This is a genomic window from Parajatrophihabitans canadensis (assembly GCF_053764775.1).
In genome coordinates this window covers 854,340-870,116 of record NZ_CM132445.1, presented here as the reverse complement: position 1 = coordinate 870,116, position 15,777 = coordinate 854,340, and the positions used below count along the sequence as shown (strand labels likewise).

At 64.1% G+C, this 15,777-nt stretch carries 15 protein-coding genes; 5 read left to right on the top strand and 10 right to left on the bottom strand.

From position 1 onward, the window contains the following. Positions 1–36: 36 nt before the first annotated feature. Positions 37–549, bottom strand: coding sequence for a hypothetical protein (locus tag ACSMXN_RS04200; RefSeq protein WP_155958372.1), 513 nt, complete (start codon positions 547–549; stop codon positions 37–39). A 16-nt stretch (positions 550–565) separates the two neighbouring features. On the opposite strand from ACSMXN_RS04200, the gene ACSMXN_RS04195 reads away from it, so the two are divergent. Further along, on the top strand, positions 566–1,348 hold the full coding sequence (locus tag ACSMXN_RS04195) for an aggregation-promoting factor C-terminal-like domain-containing protein (RefSeq protein ID WP_196811273.1): 783 nt from the start codon (positions 566–568) through the stop codon (positions 1,346–1,348). Positions 1,349–1,466: 118 nt separating this feature from the next. On the opposite strand, the gene ACSMXN_RS04190 is transcribed toward ACSMXN_RS04195, so the two are convergent. The 3 genes from ACSMXN_RS04190 to ACSMXN_RS04180 form a co-directional block, all read right to left on the bottom strand. Next, positions 1,467–1,652, bottom strand: a complete 186-nt coding sequence (locus ACSMXN_RS04190; protein WP_022913320.1) for a hypothetical protein — start codon at positions 1,650–1,652, stop codon at positions 1,467–1,469. A 130-nt stretch (positions 1,653–1,782) separates the two neighbouring features. After that, positions 1,783–2,940, bottom strand: a complete 1,158-nt coding sequence (locus ACSMXN_RS04185; RefSeq protein ID WP_022913319.1) for a cystathionine gamma-synthase — start codon at positions 2,938–2,940, stop codon at positions 1,783–1,785. A 178-nt stretch (positions 2,941–3,118) separates the two neighbouring features. Then, complete coding sequence (locus ACSMXN_RS04180; RefSeq protein ID WP_027139442.1) at positions 3,119–4,507, bottom strand: cystathionine beta-synthase; 1,389 nt, start codon at positions 4,505–4,507, stop codon at positions 3,119–3,121. Positions 4,508–4,693: 186 nt separating this feature from the next. Here ACSMXN_RS04180 and ACSMXN_RS04175 point away from each other — a divergent pair, with 186 nt between their 5' ends. Further along, positions 4,694–5,791 carry an SGNH/GDSL hydrolase family protein gene (locus ACSMXN_RS04175; RefSeq protein WP_022913317.1) on the top strand — a complete coding sequence of 366 codons (1,098 nt, stop codon included), beginning with the start codon at positions 4,694–4,696 and terminating at the stop codon, positions 5,789–5,791. Between the two features lie 109 nt (positions 5,792–5,900). Next, positions 5,901–7,121: an acetyl-CoA C-acetyltransferase gene (locus ACSMXN_RS04170; RefSeq protein ID WP_022913316.1), complete on the top strand. Its 1,221-nt coding sequence runs from the start codon at positions 5,901–5,903 to the stop codon at positions 7,119–7,121. Positions 7,122–7,225: 104 nt separating this feature from the next. Here the strand turns inward: ACSMXN_RS04170 and ACSMXN_RS04165 are convergent, their stop codons facing one another. Beyond that, positions 7,226–8,113, bottom strand: coding sequence for a Bax inhibitor-1/YccA family protein (locus ACSMXN_RS04165; protein WP_022913315.1), 888 nt, complete (start codon positions 8,111–8,113; stop codon positions 7,226–7,228). A gap of 294 nt (positions 8,114–8,407) precedes the next feature. On the opposite strand from ACSMXN_RS04165, the gene ACSMXN_RS04160 reads away from it, so the two are divergent. After that, a complete protein-coding gene (locus tag ACSMXN_RS04160; RefSeq protein ID WP_022913314.1) occupies positions 8,408–8,590 on the top strand; it encodes a hypothetical protein in 183 nt (60 codons plus the stop codon). A 70-nt stretch (positions 8,591–8,660) separates the two neighbouring features. Here ACSMXN_RS04160 and ACSMXN_RS04155 read toward each other — a convergent pair whose 3' ends face one another. The 4 genes from ACSMXN_RS04155 to ACSMXN_RS04140 all read right to left on the bottom strand — a co-directional run bounded on the left by ACSMXN_RS04155 (position 8,661) and on the right by ACSMXN_RS04140 (position 13,931). Next, positions 8,661–10,172, bottom strand: coding sequence for an MFS transporter (locus ACSMXN_RS04155; RefSeq protein WP_022913313.1), 1,512 nt, complete (start codon positions 10,170–10,172; stop codon positions 8,661–8,663). Positions 10,173–10,238: 66 nt separating this feature from the next. Continuing rightward, a complete protein-coding gene (locus tag ACSMXN_RS04150) occupies positions 10,239–10,952 on the bottom strand; it encodes a TetR/AcrR family transcriptional regulator (RefSeq protein ID WP_022913312.1) in 714 nt (237 codons plus the stop codon). Between the two features lie 111 nt (positions 10,953–11,063). Beyond that, positions 11,064–11,879, bottom strand: a complete 816-nt coding sequence (locus ACSMXN_RS04145; protein ID WP_455407694.1) for a winged helix-turn-helix domain-containing protein — start codon at positions 11,877–11,879, stop codon at positions 11,064–11,066. Positions 11,880–12,044: 165 nt separating this feature from the next. Then, positions 12,045–13,931 (bottom strand): aminotransferase class I/II-fold pyridoxal phosphate-dependent enzyme, encoded by a 1,887-nt coding sequence (locus ACSMXN_RS04140; protein ID WP_455407693.1) that lies wholly within the window; start codon positions 13,929–13,931, stop codon positions 12,045–12,047. Here ACSMXN_RS04140 and ACSMXN_RS04135 point away from each other — a divergent pair. Beyond that, on the top strand, positions 13,863–14,402 hold the full coding sequence (locus tag ACSMXN_RS04135; protein ID WP_022913309.1) for an ABATE domain-containing protein: 540 nt from the start codon (positions 13,863–13,865) through the stop codon (positions 14,400–14,402). The two genes, ACSMXN_RS04140 and ACSMXN_RS04135, sit on opposite strands and share 69 nt — an antisense overlap. Positions 14,403–14,842: 440 nt before the next feature. Here ACSMXN_RS04135 and ACSMXN_RS04130 read toward each other — a convergent pair whose 3' ends face one another. Next, positions 14,843–15,709: an acyl-CoA thioesterase domain-containing protein gene (locus ACSMXN_RS04130; RefSeq protein WP_155958371.1), complete on the bottom strand. Its 867-nt coding sequence runs from the start codon at positions 15,707–15,709 to the stop codon at positions 14,843–14,845. Between the last annotated feature and the right edge of the window lie 68 nt (positions 15,710–15,777).

Below are 15,777 nucleotides of genomic sequence, written 5' to 3'. Positions count from 1 at the left end.
GGAGCATGTTGACTGTGCAACAAAATCACGTATTTCCTAGCTACTGAGTAGACAATCTTCGGTTTGGAAAACTCCGGACTCATCCGAACACTCGAAACACGTGCATAGAGAAAACGATTCGACTCGCTCCGTTTCAAAGACGGCGCGACGCCTGTCCGTGTTGGCAGTGAGCGGCTTGCTGCTCACCGGCGCGGCTACCGCCACCGCGGTGGCCAGCCACGCCGACACCCCACCGACCGCTAGCTCGAGCCCCGACTCGACCACCACCAGTTCCAGCGCAGCCGCTCCCGCCACCAGCTCCAGCGCCGCCGCGCCCAGCACCAGCTCCAGCCCGGCCGCGCCCACCACCAGCTCCAGCGCCGCCGCGCCCAGCACCAGCTCCAGCCCGGCTGCGCCCGCCACCAGCTCCAGCGCCGCCGCGCCCAGCGTCATCTCCAACGCCGCCGCGCCCACCGTCAACCAGGCCGCACGCAACCCGCGCGGCAACCTGGTCGTTCGCGTCCTCGGCCCCCGCGTGTACATCCGCGGCAGCGCCGTTGACCCCGACACGACGAGGGCCATCAGGGTGGCTCTGTCGATCAACGGCAAGGGCCGGGTGATCGTGACCGCAAACCACACTGGTCACATCTACCTGGGGACCCTCACCCTGGGCTATGGGCGATACACGGTCAGCGCTCGGGCGCTGAACGTCGGCGCCGGGACAGCCAGCCCAGTGCTTGGCAGCCGGCTGGTCACGCTGTACAACCCAGCCACCCGCAACCCGCGCGGGACCGGCTACCTCACCCGGTACGGATCGGTTCTGCGGCTCAGCGGGCGGGTCAGCGACCCCGACGGACCGAACAGCCCGCTGGCCGTGCGCGTTTACGACAACGGGCGTCTGATCGCGGCTGGCCGCACCAACGGTCGGACCCACGCCTACGCGATCCGCGCCCAGTTGGGCTACGGCGTCAACCAGCTCAGCGTGGTCGCCCTCAACATCGGAATCGGTAACCGCAACCCGTCCATCGGGCGGTTCACCCTGAACCGTCCGCGACCCTGGGTCGACTCCTATCAGGGCGCTCAGCACATCGCTGCGACGATGGTCGCAGCGCACGGCTGGGGTGCTGGACAGATGGCTGACTTGGTCAAGCTCTGGAACAAGGAGTCTGGCTGGAGAGTCTCGGCGGCTAACCCGTCCGGCGCGTACGGCATCCCACAGGCGCTACCCGGCAGCAAGATGGCCGCCGCCGGCCCGAACTGGCAATCCGACGCCCGCACCCAGATCGCCTGGGGCCTGAGTTACATCGCCGGCCGCTACGGATCGCCGTCGGCGGCGTGGGCCCACTCGGTCGCCACCAACTGGTACTAATCGATACCCGGTGGCGTACCGGCCTGCACCCACTCGCAATCGGCAACGGTGACCACGGTCATGATGATGCCGATGAACGCGAGGCCAAGCAGGCCGGACGCTGCCGGGCACCACACACTCAGGCCTCGACCGCCGTCTCAGTATGCGACTGGTCGCCGTCACCGGAGTTGTCACCCGAGGCCAGTTCCAACCGGGTCGCCGCTAGGTCGAGCTCCGCGGCAGCTGCGGTAAACCCGATGCCGAGCAGTCTCTTCGCACGCAACCGCGCCTGCGCGGCGATCTCTGCGTTCAGAATCTGGCTCACCGATATAGCTAATCAGTGCATGATGAACAGCAGGTTCCCACCAGATCGCCAGTACTAGTCAGACGAGCGCAGTCAGACGAGCGCAGTCAGACGAGCGCAGTCAGGCGAGCGCCGGTCAGGCGAGCGCCGGTCAGGCGAGCGCCGTCGAGAGGTCGGCCAACAGGTCCTCGACGTTCTCGATGCCGACGCTGAGCCGGACGAGATCGGGCGGGACTTCGAGTGGCGAACCTGCAACGCTCATATGGGTCATCCGTCCCGGATGCTCGATGAGCGATTCCACCCCACCGAGTGACTCGCCCAGCGTGAAGACCTGGGCACGTTCGCAGACTTTGAGCGCCGCGCCCTCGCCCTCACGCATCCGGAACGACACCATGCCACCGAAGCCGCTCATCTGCCGCGCTGCAACGGCATGATCGGGGTGCTCCGGCAGCCCTGGATACAGCACGCTCGCCACCGCTGAATGACGGGTTAGGAATTCAACGACCGCGGCCGCATTCGAACAATGCCGATCCATCCGCACGCCGAGAGTCTTGACGCCGCGTAGTACCAACCAGGCGTCGAACGGCCCGCTGATCGCACCCATCGCGTTCTGATGAAAGGCGATCTCATCACCCAGGCTCGCATCAGCGGTCACGGCTGCGCCGCCTACGACATCGGAGTGGCCACCGAGATACTTGGTCGTCGAATGGATGACGACATCGGCACCGAGCCCCAGGGGCTGCTGCAGATAGGGCGAGGCGAAAGTATTGTCCACGACGAGTTTCGCGTTATTTTGCAACGAAATCTCGGCCAACGCGGCGATATCGGCCACGTTCAGAAGGGGGTTGGTGGGTGTCTCTACCCAGATGACGCGCGTGGTGGGCCTGACCGCGGCGGCAACCGCTGCCGCGTCATGCATCGCCACCGGCGTGTAGTCGACGCCCCAGCGTCCGAGGACTCGTGCGATCAAGCGAAACGTGCCGCCGTACGCGTCGTCGGGAAGTAGCACGTGATCGCCCGGTCGGCAGAGCGTACGAAGCACGGTGTCCTCGGCCGCGAGACCGGAAGCGAACGCAAGACCGCGGGCACCGGACTCGAGCGCTGCAAGGCATTCCTCCAGCGCCGTCCTCGTCGGATTCGCGCTTCGGGAGTATTCGTAACCCGAACGCAGTCCACCCACGCCATCCTGCTTGTATGTCGACGTCTGGTAGATCGGGACCGCCACTGATCCCGTCAACGAATCGGGTTCCTGGCCGGCATGGATCGCCCGGGTGTTGAACCCGGCAGCTGCATAAGCGTCGTTGCTCATGCGAGCAACCGTACTTGGCCGGCTCTCTTCGTCTGCTCACGGGTTCGTCCAAGCGGGCGCACGGAATACCGGACGAGGGTCAGCATTGTTGAACCCGAGACCACTCCTCCTGACGCCTCATGCTGGCTACATCCGGGCCAGCATGAGGCGCCGTCCATTAGCGAAACACGTAACACAGCTAGCCCGCGAGGTGCCCGAGCAGATCCTGACGGGTGAGCACGCCGGTCGGCTTACCGTCGACGTGTACCAGCAGTGCATCGGCTGAACTGAGAGCCGCCACCGCCGCGCGAACCGGCTCACCCGAGCCGATGATGGGCAGCGCCGCCGACATGTGCTTCTCGAGAGGATCGGCGAGCGAGGCCGAACCGGCAAACAAAGCGTCGAGCAACGCCTTCTCCGATACCGAACCAACTACCTCGCCGGCGGTGATCGGAGGTTCAGCCTTCACGACCGGCATCTGCGACACCGAGTACTCCCGCAGAATGTCGATGGCCTCGCGAACCGTCTCGTTCGGATGTGCGTGCACCAGCGCTGGCGTCTCACCGTTCTTGGCGATCAAAACATCACCGATGGTGTCTTCGCCTGCCGCCTCGATGAAGCCGTAGTCGCTCATCCAGGTGTCAGAGAAGATCTTGGCCAGATAGCCACGCCCACCGTCGGGCAGCAACACGACGATGATGTCGTCCTTGTTCGCCGTGGCGGCGACCTTGAGCGCAGCGGCCACGGCCATACCGCATGATCCGCCCACCAGCAGGCCTTCCTCGCGCGCGAGCCGGCGAGTGATCTCAAATGATTCCCGGTCCGAGATGGCGATGATGTCGTCGGTCACCGAGCGGTCGAAAGCGTCCGGCCAGAAGTCCTCGCCGACGCCCTCAACCAGATAGGGACGACCCGTCCCACCCGAATACACCGATCCCTCGGGATCGGCGCCGATGATCTTCACGCCGCCGTCAGGGCGCTGCGCCGAGACCTCCTTCAGATAGCGTCCGGCACCTGAGATCGTCCCGCCGGTACCGACTCCGGCAACGAAATGAGTAACCCGTCCGTCGGTGTGGTCCCAGATCTCGGGGCCGGTGGTCTCGTAGTGGGAGCGCGGGTTGTTCGGGTTGGCATACTGATCGGGTTTCCACGCGCCGGGAATTTCACGGGTCAGGCGGTCCGAGACCTGGTAATAGGACCGTGGATCTTCCGGCGCCACTGCTGTCGGGCACACGTGAACCTCGGCGCCGAAGGCCTTGAGCGTGTTGATCTTGTCGGCAGCCACCTTGTCGGGTAACACGAAGACGCAGTTGTAGCCGCGCTGTTGGGCCACGATGGCCAGACCCACACCGGTGTTGCCAGACGTGGGCTCCACGATCGTGCCGCCCGGTTTCAAGGCGCCCGAAGCCTCAGCAGCGTCGATCATCCGGACGGCGATGCGGTCCTTCACCGACCCCCCGGGATTGAAGTACTCGACCTTGGCCAGCACCAGCGGCGCGGTTGCCGGATCGAGATGACTTGTGACGCTGCGTAGCTGAACGAGCGGGGTGTTGCCGATCAGGTCCACCAGCGATGTGTAGTAGCGCATGGCGCAAAGGCTAACCTCGACAGCAAGGTCCGGGGCACGAAATCGCGGAATGCGGTGCCTGCCGGCCAGGGCGACAGCAGCATCGAGCACGAAACCAGACGAGGGAAGCGGGCAGGCAGGCAATAGACAGGCCGTAAGCAGAGCAGAGGACGAAAGCAACCGATCAGTACGGGACGGGAGTCATGAATGAGTCGGGCTTCACGTGCGCGCCGGGTTGTGACCGCGGCGGCATACGGCGGTGGCAGCATCGGCGCCCTAGGCGCAGCCGCGTTCGGGATCATCTACGGCGAGTCGAAACTGGCACGTCGCCGAATTCAACCGGCCGAGACCGACCCGCCTAGGGCTGACGGCATCTGGTCAGCGCCTGGTGTCCGGCTCAAGAAGCCCCCACTCGTCCTCGCCATGCTGGGCGACTCCTCGGCGGCCGGCTACGGCACCCACACCGACTCAGACACGCCGGCAGCACGTATCGCCGTGGGCCTGTCTGCCCTGTCACGCCGGCCGGTGCGCCTCGTGAACGTCGCCGTAGTCGGGGCCGAGTCGGCGGCTCTGCTACCGCAGGTAGAACGTGTGCTCCCCGAGAAGCCGGACCTCGCAGTCATCATGATCGGCGCGAACGACGTAACCCATCGCATCAAGCCAGGCGAATCGGTGCGTCACCTGAGCGCCGCCTTGAATGCGCTCCGAGACGAGAACATCGAAGTGGTCGTGGGTACCTGCCCCGATCTCGGCACCATCCGCCCGATCGCCCAACCGCTGCGTTGGCTGGCCCGGCGCCTATCGCGGACGCTGGCGGCCTCCCAGGCCGTTGCCGTGGTCGCCGCAGGTGGCCGCGCGGTGAGTCTCGGCGACATCCTGGGGCCCGAATTCGCGACCCAACGGGAGTTCTTCTCGGAAGATCAGTTTCATCCGTCCGCGGTCGGGTACGCCCGTGCGGCCGAAGTGATCCTGCCGTCTGCCGCGGCGGCTCTCGGACTGACCACGATGTCGCAGCCAGCCGGTCCGTTTACCTCAACCCGGGCTCGTCCGGTCGCCCAGGCGGCAGCGCGTGCAGCAAGCCGGCCCGGAACCGAAGTGGCAGCCGCGTCGGTTCGCGGCGAGTCGACCGGGCGCCGCGGTCCCTGGGCGAGGCTGATCAGACGGCGCGCCTCGGGAGTGATACCCGCCGCCGCGGAGGCCGAGCCTGACCCGCTCTCCCCGAGTACGGCTCCGTTACCGTCCGTGACCGAAGATCATTCGCAGCCAGTTTCGATTGGGACTGCGGAAACGACTACCGAGCCGTAACCTTCGGTATCGTAAATGCCGGAATCCAGATCCGAATGGACGCACGAACCGGCTTGATCGACAGCTTAGGTCGATTCGCCCTTGGCGAATTGCCTGCGAAGGAGCCCACGTGCCTGAAGCCGTTATTGTTGCCACCGCCCGATCACCAATCGGCCGAGCCGGCAAAGGCTCACTCGCCGACGTCCGCCCGGACGATCTGACAGCCCAGATCATTGCGGCCGCGCTGGCAAAGGTGCCTGCTCTGCAGCCGAGCGACATCGACGATCTGATGCTGGGCTGCGGCAGGCCCGGCGGCGAGCAGGGCAACAACATGGCTCGAATCGTCGCCGTTCAGCTCGGGTACGACTCGCTTCCCGGTACGACCATCACCCGATACTGCTCGTCTTCGCTACAGACGACCCGGATGGCCATGCACGCGATCAAGGCGGGCGAGGGCGATGTCTTCATCTCCGCGGGCGTCGAGACGGTCTCCCGGTTCGTGAAAGGGTCCTCGGACAGTTTGCCCGACACGAAGAACCCCTTGTTCGACGAAGCTCAAGCGAGAACGGCGGAGGTCGCCTCCGGCGGTACGACCGACTGGCATGATCCGCGGCGCGACGGCTTGTTGCCGGACGCCTACATTGCGATGGGTCAGACCGCGGAGAATCTGGCCTTGCTCAAAGGCGTGACTCGCGAGGAGATGGACCACTTCGCGGTCCGGTCGCAGAACCTGGCCGAGGCGGCTATTGCCAGCGGCTTCTGGGCCAACGAGATCACGCCTGTCACGACTCCCTCAGGAACGGTCGTTTCTTCAGACGACGGGCCGCGATCAGGAGTCACCTACGAGGCCGTATCGGGACTCAAGCCAGTATTCCGGCCGGACGGTCGCATCACGGCCGGTAACTGCTGCGCCCTCAACGACGGCGCAGCTGCACTGATAGTGATGAGCGATACCAAAGCGAGCGAGCTCGGGCTCACACCGTTGGCGCGGGTGGTCTCAACCGGTCTGACGGCCCTCTCGCCGGAGATTATGGGGTTCGGGCCGGTTGAGGCATCGAGGCAGGCGCTACGACGGGCTGGCCTGTCGATCGACGACATCGACCTGGTCGAGATGAACGAGGCCTTTGCGGCTCAGGTGATTCCGTCCTATCGCGAACTCGGGGTCGACCTCGACCGGCTCAACGTGCACGGTGGCGCCATCGCGGTCGGCCACCCGTTCGGGATGACGGGCGCGAGAATCACTACGACATTGATCAACGCATTGCAAGCCGGTGACAAGCAATTCGGGCTGGAGACGATGTGCGTCGGCGGTGGCCAGGGCATGGCCATGATCATCGAGCGGCTCTCCTGACTGGCGGTAGAGCCTGCGCTCAAAGGGATTCGAACAAAAAGCGGCCCGCCCCTCGACATTGAAGGACGGGCCGTTTTCGGTTCAACGATCGCGGGTGCGCACCGCTAGTTGCGGTTGCCTCCGGCGAAGTAGCTCAGTAGCCGCAGAATCTCGAGGTACAGCCAGACCAGCGTCACCAGGATGCCCCAGGACAGGTACCAGCCGAACTTCTCATCTACCCCACGACGCACGGACTGCTCGACCATGTCGAAGTCGACGATCAGGTTCGAGGCCGCGATGACGATACAGAGCAAACTGAACCCGATGGCCAGGACGGGACTGTTGTTGCCGTCACGCAAACCCAAGCCGCCGGGAGTGAAGATGCTGGCGAGGACGTTGACCAACATCAAGCCGACTGCGCCCAGCGTCGCGGCGAAAACGATTTTGGTGAACTTCGGCGTGACCCGAACCGCGCCCGTCTTGTAGACAATCAGAACGCCACCGGCGACCATCACGGTGCCAGTGACGGCCTGGATGACGATTCCGTTGAACTGGTCATTGAAAACTTCGCTGATAGCACCGAGCGCGAGACCTTCGAGAGCGGCGTACGCCGTCGTGGTCAAGGCGTTCGCCTTGCCGGAGAAGCCCATGTAGAGGCCTAGCCCCAACGCGCCGAAGACGCCCAGGATTGCCACGCCCCCAGCGGCCGAATCAGGAACTACGAACCACGCGATTCCCGCGGCGACGATGAGCGTGCCGAGGAGGACGACGCAGCGCGTGATGACGTCATCGAGCGTGAGGTAACGCGAGGGCGCGGCTGGCACCTGCGGGGGGAACCCAGCCTGACCGGCCTGCTGGCCATACGCCGGTTGGGCGTACCACTGGTTCAACTGATCCGGTGACGGTGGCGGAGGGACGACTCGTCCAGGCCCGGCTGGACTGTTACCGGCCTGGTTGTTGACACCGGGCCGTCCGGTTCTCTCGAAACCCCGCAATACAGGGTTGCTGGCCACTGTTGCCCCTCTCTCACGTTCTCAGCGCTCGCGGCCAATGCCGTCGCGTCTACACCTATCCAACGTTCAGACTGGCCCAGCTAGTTCCCGAACAGAGGTCACCGAGCACGTAGTTCCCGAACAGAGTCCACCGATCACGTGAATCGGTATACCGCTGGGTCGTCATGGCGACCCAGCGGTATACCGATCTTGAAACAGCCACTTGAAACAGCCTCAGGTGCGTGGCCCACCTGCCGAAGAGAACTAGGTGGGCAGAATGCTGCCCGCCGGCGCCCCCGAACCTGAGGAGTAGAGATGTCTGAGCAGGATCGGCGTCCACAGCTCGCGCCCTCCGAAGCGCGCTGTGAGAAGTGCGGCGAGACCTTCGCACTGGCTGATGGCGCGGACCGGATGCACATCCAGCGTCGCGACGGTGAACTCTGCGGCGGCGAGGGCAGTCCGTTCCGCAAGTACGTGATCCGCAGATCGAACCGCTAACCGATCCGACAAGCACCCCCGCCGGACAAGCACCCCGCCCGACAAACACCCCCGCCGGACAAGCACTGCGTCAGACGACGGCTGGCTGACCTTCGACCACGTGGACGTCGTCGCGGTGGGCGTTGACCAGCAGCACGACCGTGACCAGCGCACCCAACAGCAGCACCGCACCAACGGCGAAAGCAACCCGGTAACCGTGAATGTAGGCCTGCAATTGCAGCTGCTGCTCTCCTCCGACGGCGGCCACGTGGGAGGCAAGGAATCCAGTCACGGCGCTCGCGTACAGGGTGTTCAGCAAGGCGGTGCCCAGCGAGCCACCTATCTGCTGCGTCGTGTTGAGCATCGCGCTCGCAACGCCGGCATCGTGCTCAGGGACTCCCAGCAAGGCCAAGCTCGACAGCGGCACGAAGACCAATGCCAGGCCGACGCTCATCAGGATCTCCGAGGGCAGCACGTGCGTCAGCCAACTCGAGCTGTCGGAAAGCCTGGTGAGGTACAGCAGGCCCACGGTGCCCATTGCCAGACCCAACACCATCGGCGGCTTGGGACCGGTGCGCGGCAAGATATTCGAGACCAGTCCGGCAGTCACGATGATCCCGATGCTGAACGGCAGGAATGCGAAACCTGACTTCAGTGCGCTGTAGCCGAGGTTGAGCTGGAAGTAGTACGTCAGGAACAGGAACATCGCGAACAGCCCAGCGCCAACCAGCAACGAGGCGATGAAGGACCCACCGCGGTTGCGATCGAGCACAACTCGCATCGGAAGCAGCGGGTGCGGCGTCCGCAGCTCAAGCACGACGAAGGCAACGAGCAGCACGAGCGCTGCGACGAGGAACCCCAGAGTCGATGTGGCCAACCAGCCGACGCCTGGCTTTGCCGCCTCGGTGAACCCGTAAACCAGCGACACCAGCCCGGTGGTCACCAGGATCGCGCCAGGGATGTCGTAGTGACGGTCGCCTTCAGCCCGGCTCTCGTGCACGACACTTACGGCCGCGATCGCAGCAAGAATGGCGATCGGAACGTTGACCAGCAAGCACCAGCGCCAGCTGGCATATTCGGTGAGAACGCCACCGAGGATCAGCCCGATCGCCGCGCCACCGCCGGAGATCGCGCCATAGACGCCGAAGGCGCGGGCACGTTCCTTGGGCTCGGTAAAGGTGATCGTCACCAAGGACAGCGCGGCCGGTGCCAACAGCGCGGCGAAGCCGCCCTGCAACGCCCGGGCGCCGAAGAGCATGCCGCCACTCTGCGCGATGCCGCCAAGAGCCGAGGCCGCCGCGAAGCCCAGTAGGCCGACGATGAACATACGTTTGCGTCCGACGAAATCGGCGATTCGACCGCCCAGCAACAACAAACCGCCGAAGGCGAGCGTGTAGGCAGTGATCACCCATTGCCGGTTGGCGTCGGTGATGCCGAGGTCATGTTGGGCCGACGGTAGCGCGATCGTCACGATGGATGCGTCGAGCACCACCATCAACTGCGCAACGGCAATCACCGCGAGGGCAAGCCAACGTTTGGGATCTGGAACGCTAGACGCGCCCGTTCGGACACCGTCGCCGACGGCGTCGACCTGTGAACTCATGAGTGGTGCGTCCTCTCGCTTCTTACTGATAACTGCTTGTTGATTACGTTGGAGCGTGTTGATGGACTAGCTGCCGACTGGCTCCGATGTACCGGCCTCGAGCAATGGGATAAGCACACGATCCACCACGTGTGTTACGTAAGACCGATCGATCGGTTGACGGAACATGAGCATTCGGCCGAAAAACATGTCGGTGACGATCTCTTGCAGAAGATCGGCGTCGGGCTGCCCGACGAGCTGTCCCCGTTCAAGCGCGCGGTCCACCCAGGTATGCCAGGCAACGCGCTTGTGAAGGATCATTTGCTGGTGAACCAGCTCTGCGAGTTCGGCGTCGGATTGCATTGCCGTGAGCAGCCCGCTCATCAATCCACACTCGATCGCGCCGAGTTTGTCGGCCATCACGCTCAAGCCCTCGATCAGGTCTGAGCGAAGTTCACCGGTGTCGGGCAAAGCTTCGATATCGAGGTCCCGCTCGCTCATCGCGTCGAAGACCAGCTCGGCCTTACTCGTCCAGCGGCGATACAAAGTCGCCTTGCCCGCCCGAGCCCGGATGGCGACGGCCTCGATCGTCAGCCGGTCATAACCCACTTCGCAGATCAGCTCACGCGTTGCGGCCATGATTGCCAGGTCGCGGGTGCGATCGACCGGGCGACCGACTCGACCGCTGGCCGCATCGACGCCCTGCTCAGCGACTGCACTGCCAGCTGCGGTGGCCCCAGCCTGCGCACAGGAGACAGGCGCATCGGACGAGCCGTTGAGTCGGTGCTTCTGGGTGGACATCAAAAAATCTCGTTCGCTTGGTGGACCTGCGGGCGGTCAGCTGACAGCCCTCTTAGTTTCGGAACGCGTCCGTTCAGTTTCGCATTCCACCTCAGCGAATAATTTTTTAGGTCATCCGGCGTGCTGCCGTACAGCCGGGCGCCTGGCCTCACCAGAATGCCGATGTGCTGCGACAGTCTCAGCCGAGCGGGAGGCAGTCGAGCGGGAGGCCGAGCTCCGGCCGAATTGGTGCCTGGTGGGTGCGCCACTCCATCGATACCCCACGCCTCGCACGGTCTGCACCTGACCGCGGTGCCGTCCCAACGCGGCGCGCAGGCCGCGGATGGCCAAGGTAAGCGTCTGGGCGGTCGGGGCTTTGCGGCTGTGATCCCAGGCTTTGGTCAGCAGATGTTCGCGGGTGAACGCCCGGTCGGGACGACCCACCAGAATCGACAACAGCCGAAGCTGGACGTAGGTGAGCTCGATCCGGTCGCCGTCTATCGTGCAGCTCGATTCGCTGGCGTCGATCTCGACCTCGACGTGCAGTGCGTCGGCCGCGACGGTGTCGTGGCCGGCCTCGCCGCGGTCTGATCCGGCCTGGCCGCCGCGACCCATTCCGGCGTGTCGTTGCAGCGCCACCCGCAATCGTGCTTCGACCTCAGCTGGCCCGGCGGTCTCGAGAATCAAGTCAGAAATCGCCCATTCTCGGGAGAGAGTGACCAAACCACCCTCGGTAAAGACCGCGACCACCGGAACGGACACGTCCATGATCCGTAACGCGTCGAGATACGCCCGATTTTCGCGAGCCCGATCGCGGGCGTCGACGATCAGGACGTCAAAGGCGCTGCCGTTGAAGAGTGCGTTTATGTCGTAGTCGACACTTCTGACCGAATGGTGAAGATCCAGCAGGGCAGGCACCACGTTGAAACCAGATGTTGCGGTCGTCACGACAACCAGCTTCACGACACTCCAACTCCTGAGCAAAGCACATCGTCGGGTTCCGCCGTCCAGCCCTCATTTCGCAAGCGGCCCGCCGGTGGCCGGCGGGCGTTGTCATACGGACTAGCCACATCGCTGACTACCGAGCGTAAGTCTATTCCATCATATGACTACCTAGCGTGATAGACGTTCATCTTGGAGTACGGCGGCCATTCGATCAAGCATCGTTTGCAACAACGGCTGGCTCGTAGCGAAGTTCAGCCGGGCGCGACCCTCACCGCCGGGTCCGAAATCTAAGCCGCGGCTGAACTCGAGCCCGGCGTGATCACGAAAATACTGAGCCGGCTCGACCGGCATGCCAGTGGCGCGAAAGTCCAGCCAAGCAAGATAGCTCGCCTGTGGCGGCAGGTACCGCACGCTCTCAAACTCGTTGATCCGAGCCGTCACATAGTCGCGTTGGTGCAGCAGGTGCTCACGGAGCTCGGCGAGCCAGCGGTCGCCGTGATTCCAGGCCGCGAGCGTCGCCGCAACTCCGATCACATTCGTGGCACCGAACAGATCCGGCGGCTGAGCATCCCACGCTCGACGGAGCGCGGCCGGACCTATGTGAGCGACTGCGGTCCGAAGTCCGGCGAGGTTGAAAGCCTTGGTCGCCGACGTGATCGTGACCGTGCGATCGGCCACATCTGCGCTGAGCGAGGCAAACGGGATGTGCGGTGCACCGGTGAGCGCGAGATCGGCGTGGATCTCGTCGCTGATCACGATCAGATCCCGACGCGTGGCCAGATCTGCAATGGCTGCCAACTCGGTGCGGTTGAACACCCGCCCGGTGGGGTTATGCGGGTTCACCAGCAGCAGCAGCTTCGCATCGGCGGCTACCACCTCGGCTTCGAGCCGCTCGTGGTCCCACCGCCACGATCCCTGCGCGGGCTCGAGTTGGGCGGCTACCAGCGTGCGGTTCATGCTGGCAACCGTTGCCAGGAACGGCGGGTAGTTAGGGGTGTGCGCGACCACAGCCTGCCCGGGCTTGGTAGCAAGCTGGACGACGATTTGCACGCCTTGGATCAAGTCGGTCAACCCGCGGACGTGCCCAGGATCGGCACGCCAACCAAAACGCTCATACATTCGGGCGGAGAAGGCCTCGGCCAGCGGGTGGATCGTCCAATCCGGATAACCCAGATCCCCTTGATCGACGGTCTCTTGGATCGCGGTTCGAATAGGCGGAGCAACAGCAAAGTCCATATCGGCAACCCAGGCAGGGATCAATGTCGGCCCTGGACGCGCCCACTTGACGCCCCTCTTCTGTCGGAGCCAGCGAAGTTCCGGGGCGAACTGGCCGCCACTTGAAGCCTCCGTCGCGTCGGACCCAGGCGGGAGTGAGTCGGTTGATTGACCAGTCACGGCCGCGCGAATGCAGTCGCGCAGGATCTGCATCTGCCCATGATGTTGGGATACTTCCTCGAACAGGTGCAGCAATGCGGCACCCTGATCGAGCGGGCGATCTGGGCCAAGCGCCCACTCGGCAGGCTCGGCCGACAGCGGCTGTTGGGATCGCGCTAGCGCCACATCGCCTGCAAGTTCGTACAAAACGCGTTCGAGTTGGTCAAGGAGCTCGGCAACGGAACCACTCGCATCGAATTCCGAGTCGCGGTCGCGACCAACCGAACGACCAGCCACCAACGTCCCGCCCCAGTACTGCACGACACCGAGGCAATGCGTGAGAAGCCCGTATGGCGTGTTGGCACCAGGAAGTTCTGGCCGGGTACAAGCAAGATCATTGCCGAGCTCGAGGACGATCGAAGCCATGCCACGCACCGCGCGCTCGACGAAATAAAGGTAGTCGGCGAGCTGGACGTTCACTGTTCGTTGGGTCGTCATCTGCGGCATCTCCTCAGCGAGTCGGCAGCCACGCGGTGACTTACGGCTGTAACCGTTCAAGTCGGTTACGACGACGAGGTTGCCATATCCGAGGTAACCAGTCAAGATAGTTACATGGCCTTTGTGTTCGTCAGCGGCAGAGCGAGCCTCGATTTCGTCGGCACGCTGAAGTGGCGCCGACACACGCCCGCCGAGCAGCTCCAATCCCCTGCAAATCTCGCAGATTGGGCACAAGAGGCTGAGCTCGTGCAGACATCGGTCGAGGTGACTTTGTCCGAGTTCGACGCGGCGGTGGAACTTCGAGAGGCGATCTATCGTACTTTCTCCCGGCGCTTACAAGGCAAAAGGCCAATGGTGGCAGACATTGCGACGTTGAATCTCGCCGCCGGTGATCAGCCCGTCGGCCTCGTGCTCAAAGCCAGCGGCTCGGTGATCAAAACCGGCACCAGCTCGCAGCTGCTGAGCACCCTCGCACGTGATGGGCTTGATTTACTCGGCAGCGAGCTCGCCGACCAGGTTCGCGAATGCGACCAAGCGGAGTGCACGCGCCTGTACGTCGATACGTCACGCACGCGAAATCGTCGATGGTGCGGCATGAACGAGTGTGGCAACAAGGCGAAAGTGCAGGCGTTCCGGCAACGCCAGCGCGCCTAGGGGTCGCGCTGGCGGCGAGGCTGCCGACTACGCAACGCGTACGAGTCGTCACCCAAACTGAGGCTTGTTTATGCCTGAGATGCGGGTCACCATGGGTGCACCGCTCGGAAGACCGAGCTAGTTGGAGGGCGTCCCGCCGAACCAGCGGGCAGTACGGGGGGACTGCGTAGGGTGGGGCGGGAACGCTCTTCCAGCTTAGCTCGGGTCATCGTCAAATGCCGACAAGACGTTGCAACGAATCCGTTACAGCCGTGTCCCTGAAAGGGAATCGCGACCGCTTAGGGCGAATTGTGGACTTGCATCGCCGAATTCACGACTTCGCGTGGTTGGGGCTCGGGCCATGATCCGGCGCCGTCTTCCTGATTGGTATCGGCGCGATTGGTATCGGCGCGCGCCTTGCCTTTGCCGGTGAGCACGACGCTTAGGGTTCGGGCCGAGCGTCAATCATCCTGCTGGATAAGCAATTCCTGAGTAAAGGATGCCAGGTGGGTGCCAGCTCGGTCGTGTAACGAGCCGCGGATCAGACCTCGCGACTCCGATGTCGAGATGGGAACCGAGTTGACCAGCAGCCAATCATCGCATCGACCCGGGCGATGAAACCACATCGCATGATCAAGGCTCGTGGTTCGCACTGACCCCGCCCCGTGACGGTCCGGGCCGCCGGCCACGAGTCCGATCGAGGTGGCCGCGATGCCGTTGGCCCGCATGTCGGAGAGGTAGGCCATGATGCAGGCGTGCAGGACGCGGTCCGACGGGAGTGCACCCTGGCTGCGAACCCAGGAAAGGTATTCCGGCCGCGTCGGCAGAACCGTCGGGATGCTCTCATCGATGAAATCCAGGCCTGTGCTCAGCTGTGACACCGCAGCGGCCGACAACGACTCAGCCTTCGGCGGCGGCGGAACGTCGTGGGCCGGGGTCTGAAACTCCGCGCTTGATGCCCCTCGATGAAACGATGCCGTCATCGTGAAGAGGGTGCGATCACCCTGGCGCGCGGTGACCTGACGAGTACAGAAGTTACGACCGTCCCGCGTTCGCTCGACCTGGACGTACAGGTCCTCAGCCGCCAGGCCGGCGCGCAGGAAGTAGGCGTGCAATGAGTGGGGGAACATGCCCTCGGCGGTCGTCGCCGCGGCTGCGCGAAGCGATTGGGCCATGACCTGGCCGCCGAACAGGGTTCGACGTTCTGTCGTCGCCGCGGCGTTGGCACGGTACAAGTCCGAGCCGAGTGATTCCACGTCCAAGAGCGAGACCAACTGCTCGACACCGGTCGGGGTTTCTTCGGCGGCGGCCATTTCCTCTTGAGTCACGACCCTAGCTTGCCGGAAGCGCGATTGCGCCCGCCGACCGCCTAGCAATCAGCCGGCAAATCCACCCG

Coding starts and splice junctions, on each gene's coding strand:
- ACSMXN_RS04185 (WP_022913319.1), bottom strand. CDS start 2,940: ATGAGCAACGACGCTTATGCAGCTGCCGGGTTCAACACCCGGGCGATC.
- ACSMXN_RS04180 (WP_027139442.1), bottom strand. CDS start 4,507: ATGCGCTACTACACATCGCTGGTGGACCTGATCGGCAACACCCCGCTC.
- ACSMXN_RS04175 (WP_022913317.1), top strand. CDS start 4,694: ATGAGTCGGGCTTCACGTGCGCGCCGGGTTGTGACCGCGGCGGCATAC.
- ACSMXN_RS04160 (WP_022913314.1), top strand. CDS start 8,408: ATGTCTGAGCAGGATCGGCGTCCACAGCTCGCGCCCTCCGAAGCGCGC.
- ACSMXN_RS04155 (WP_022913313.1), bottom strand. CDS start 10,172: ATGAGTTCACAGGTCGACGCCGTCGGCGACGGTGTCCGAACGGGCGCG.
- ACSMXN_RS04150 (WP_022913312.1), bottom strand. CDS start 10,952: ATGTCCACCCAGAAGCACCGACTCAACGGCTCGTCCGATGCGCCTGTC.
- ACSMXN_RS04135 (WP_022913309.1), top strand. CDS start 13,863: ATGGCCTTTGTGTTCGTCAGCGGCAGAGCGAGCCTCGATTTCGTCGGC.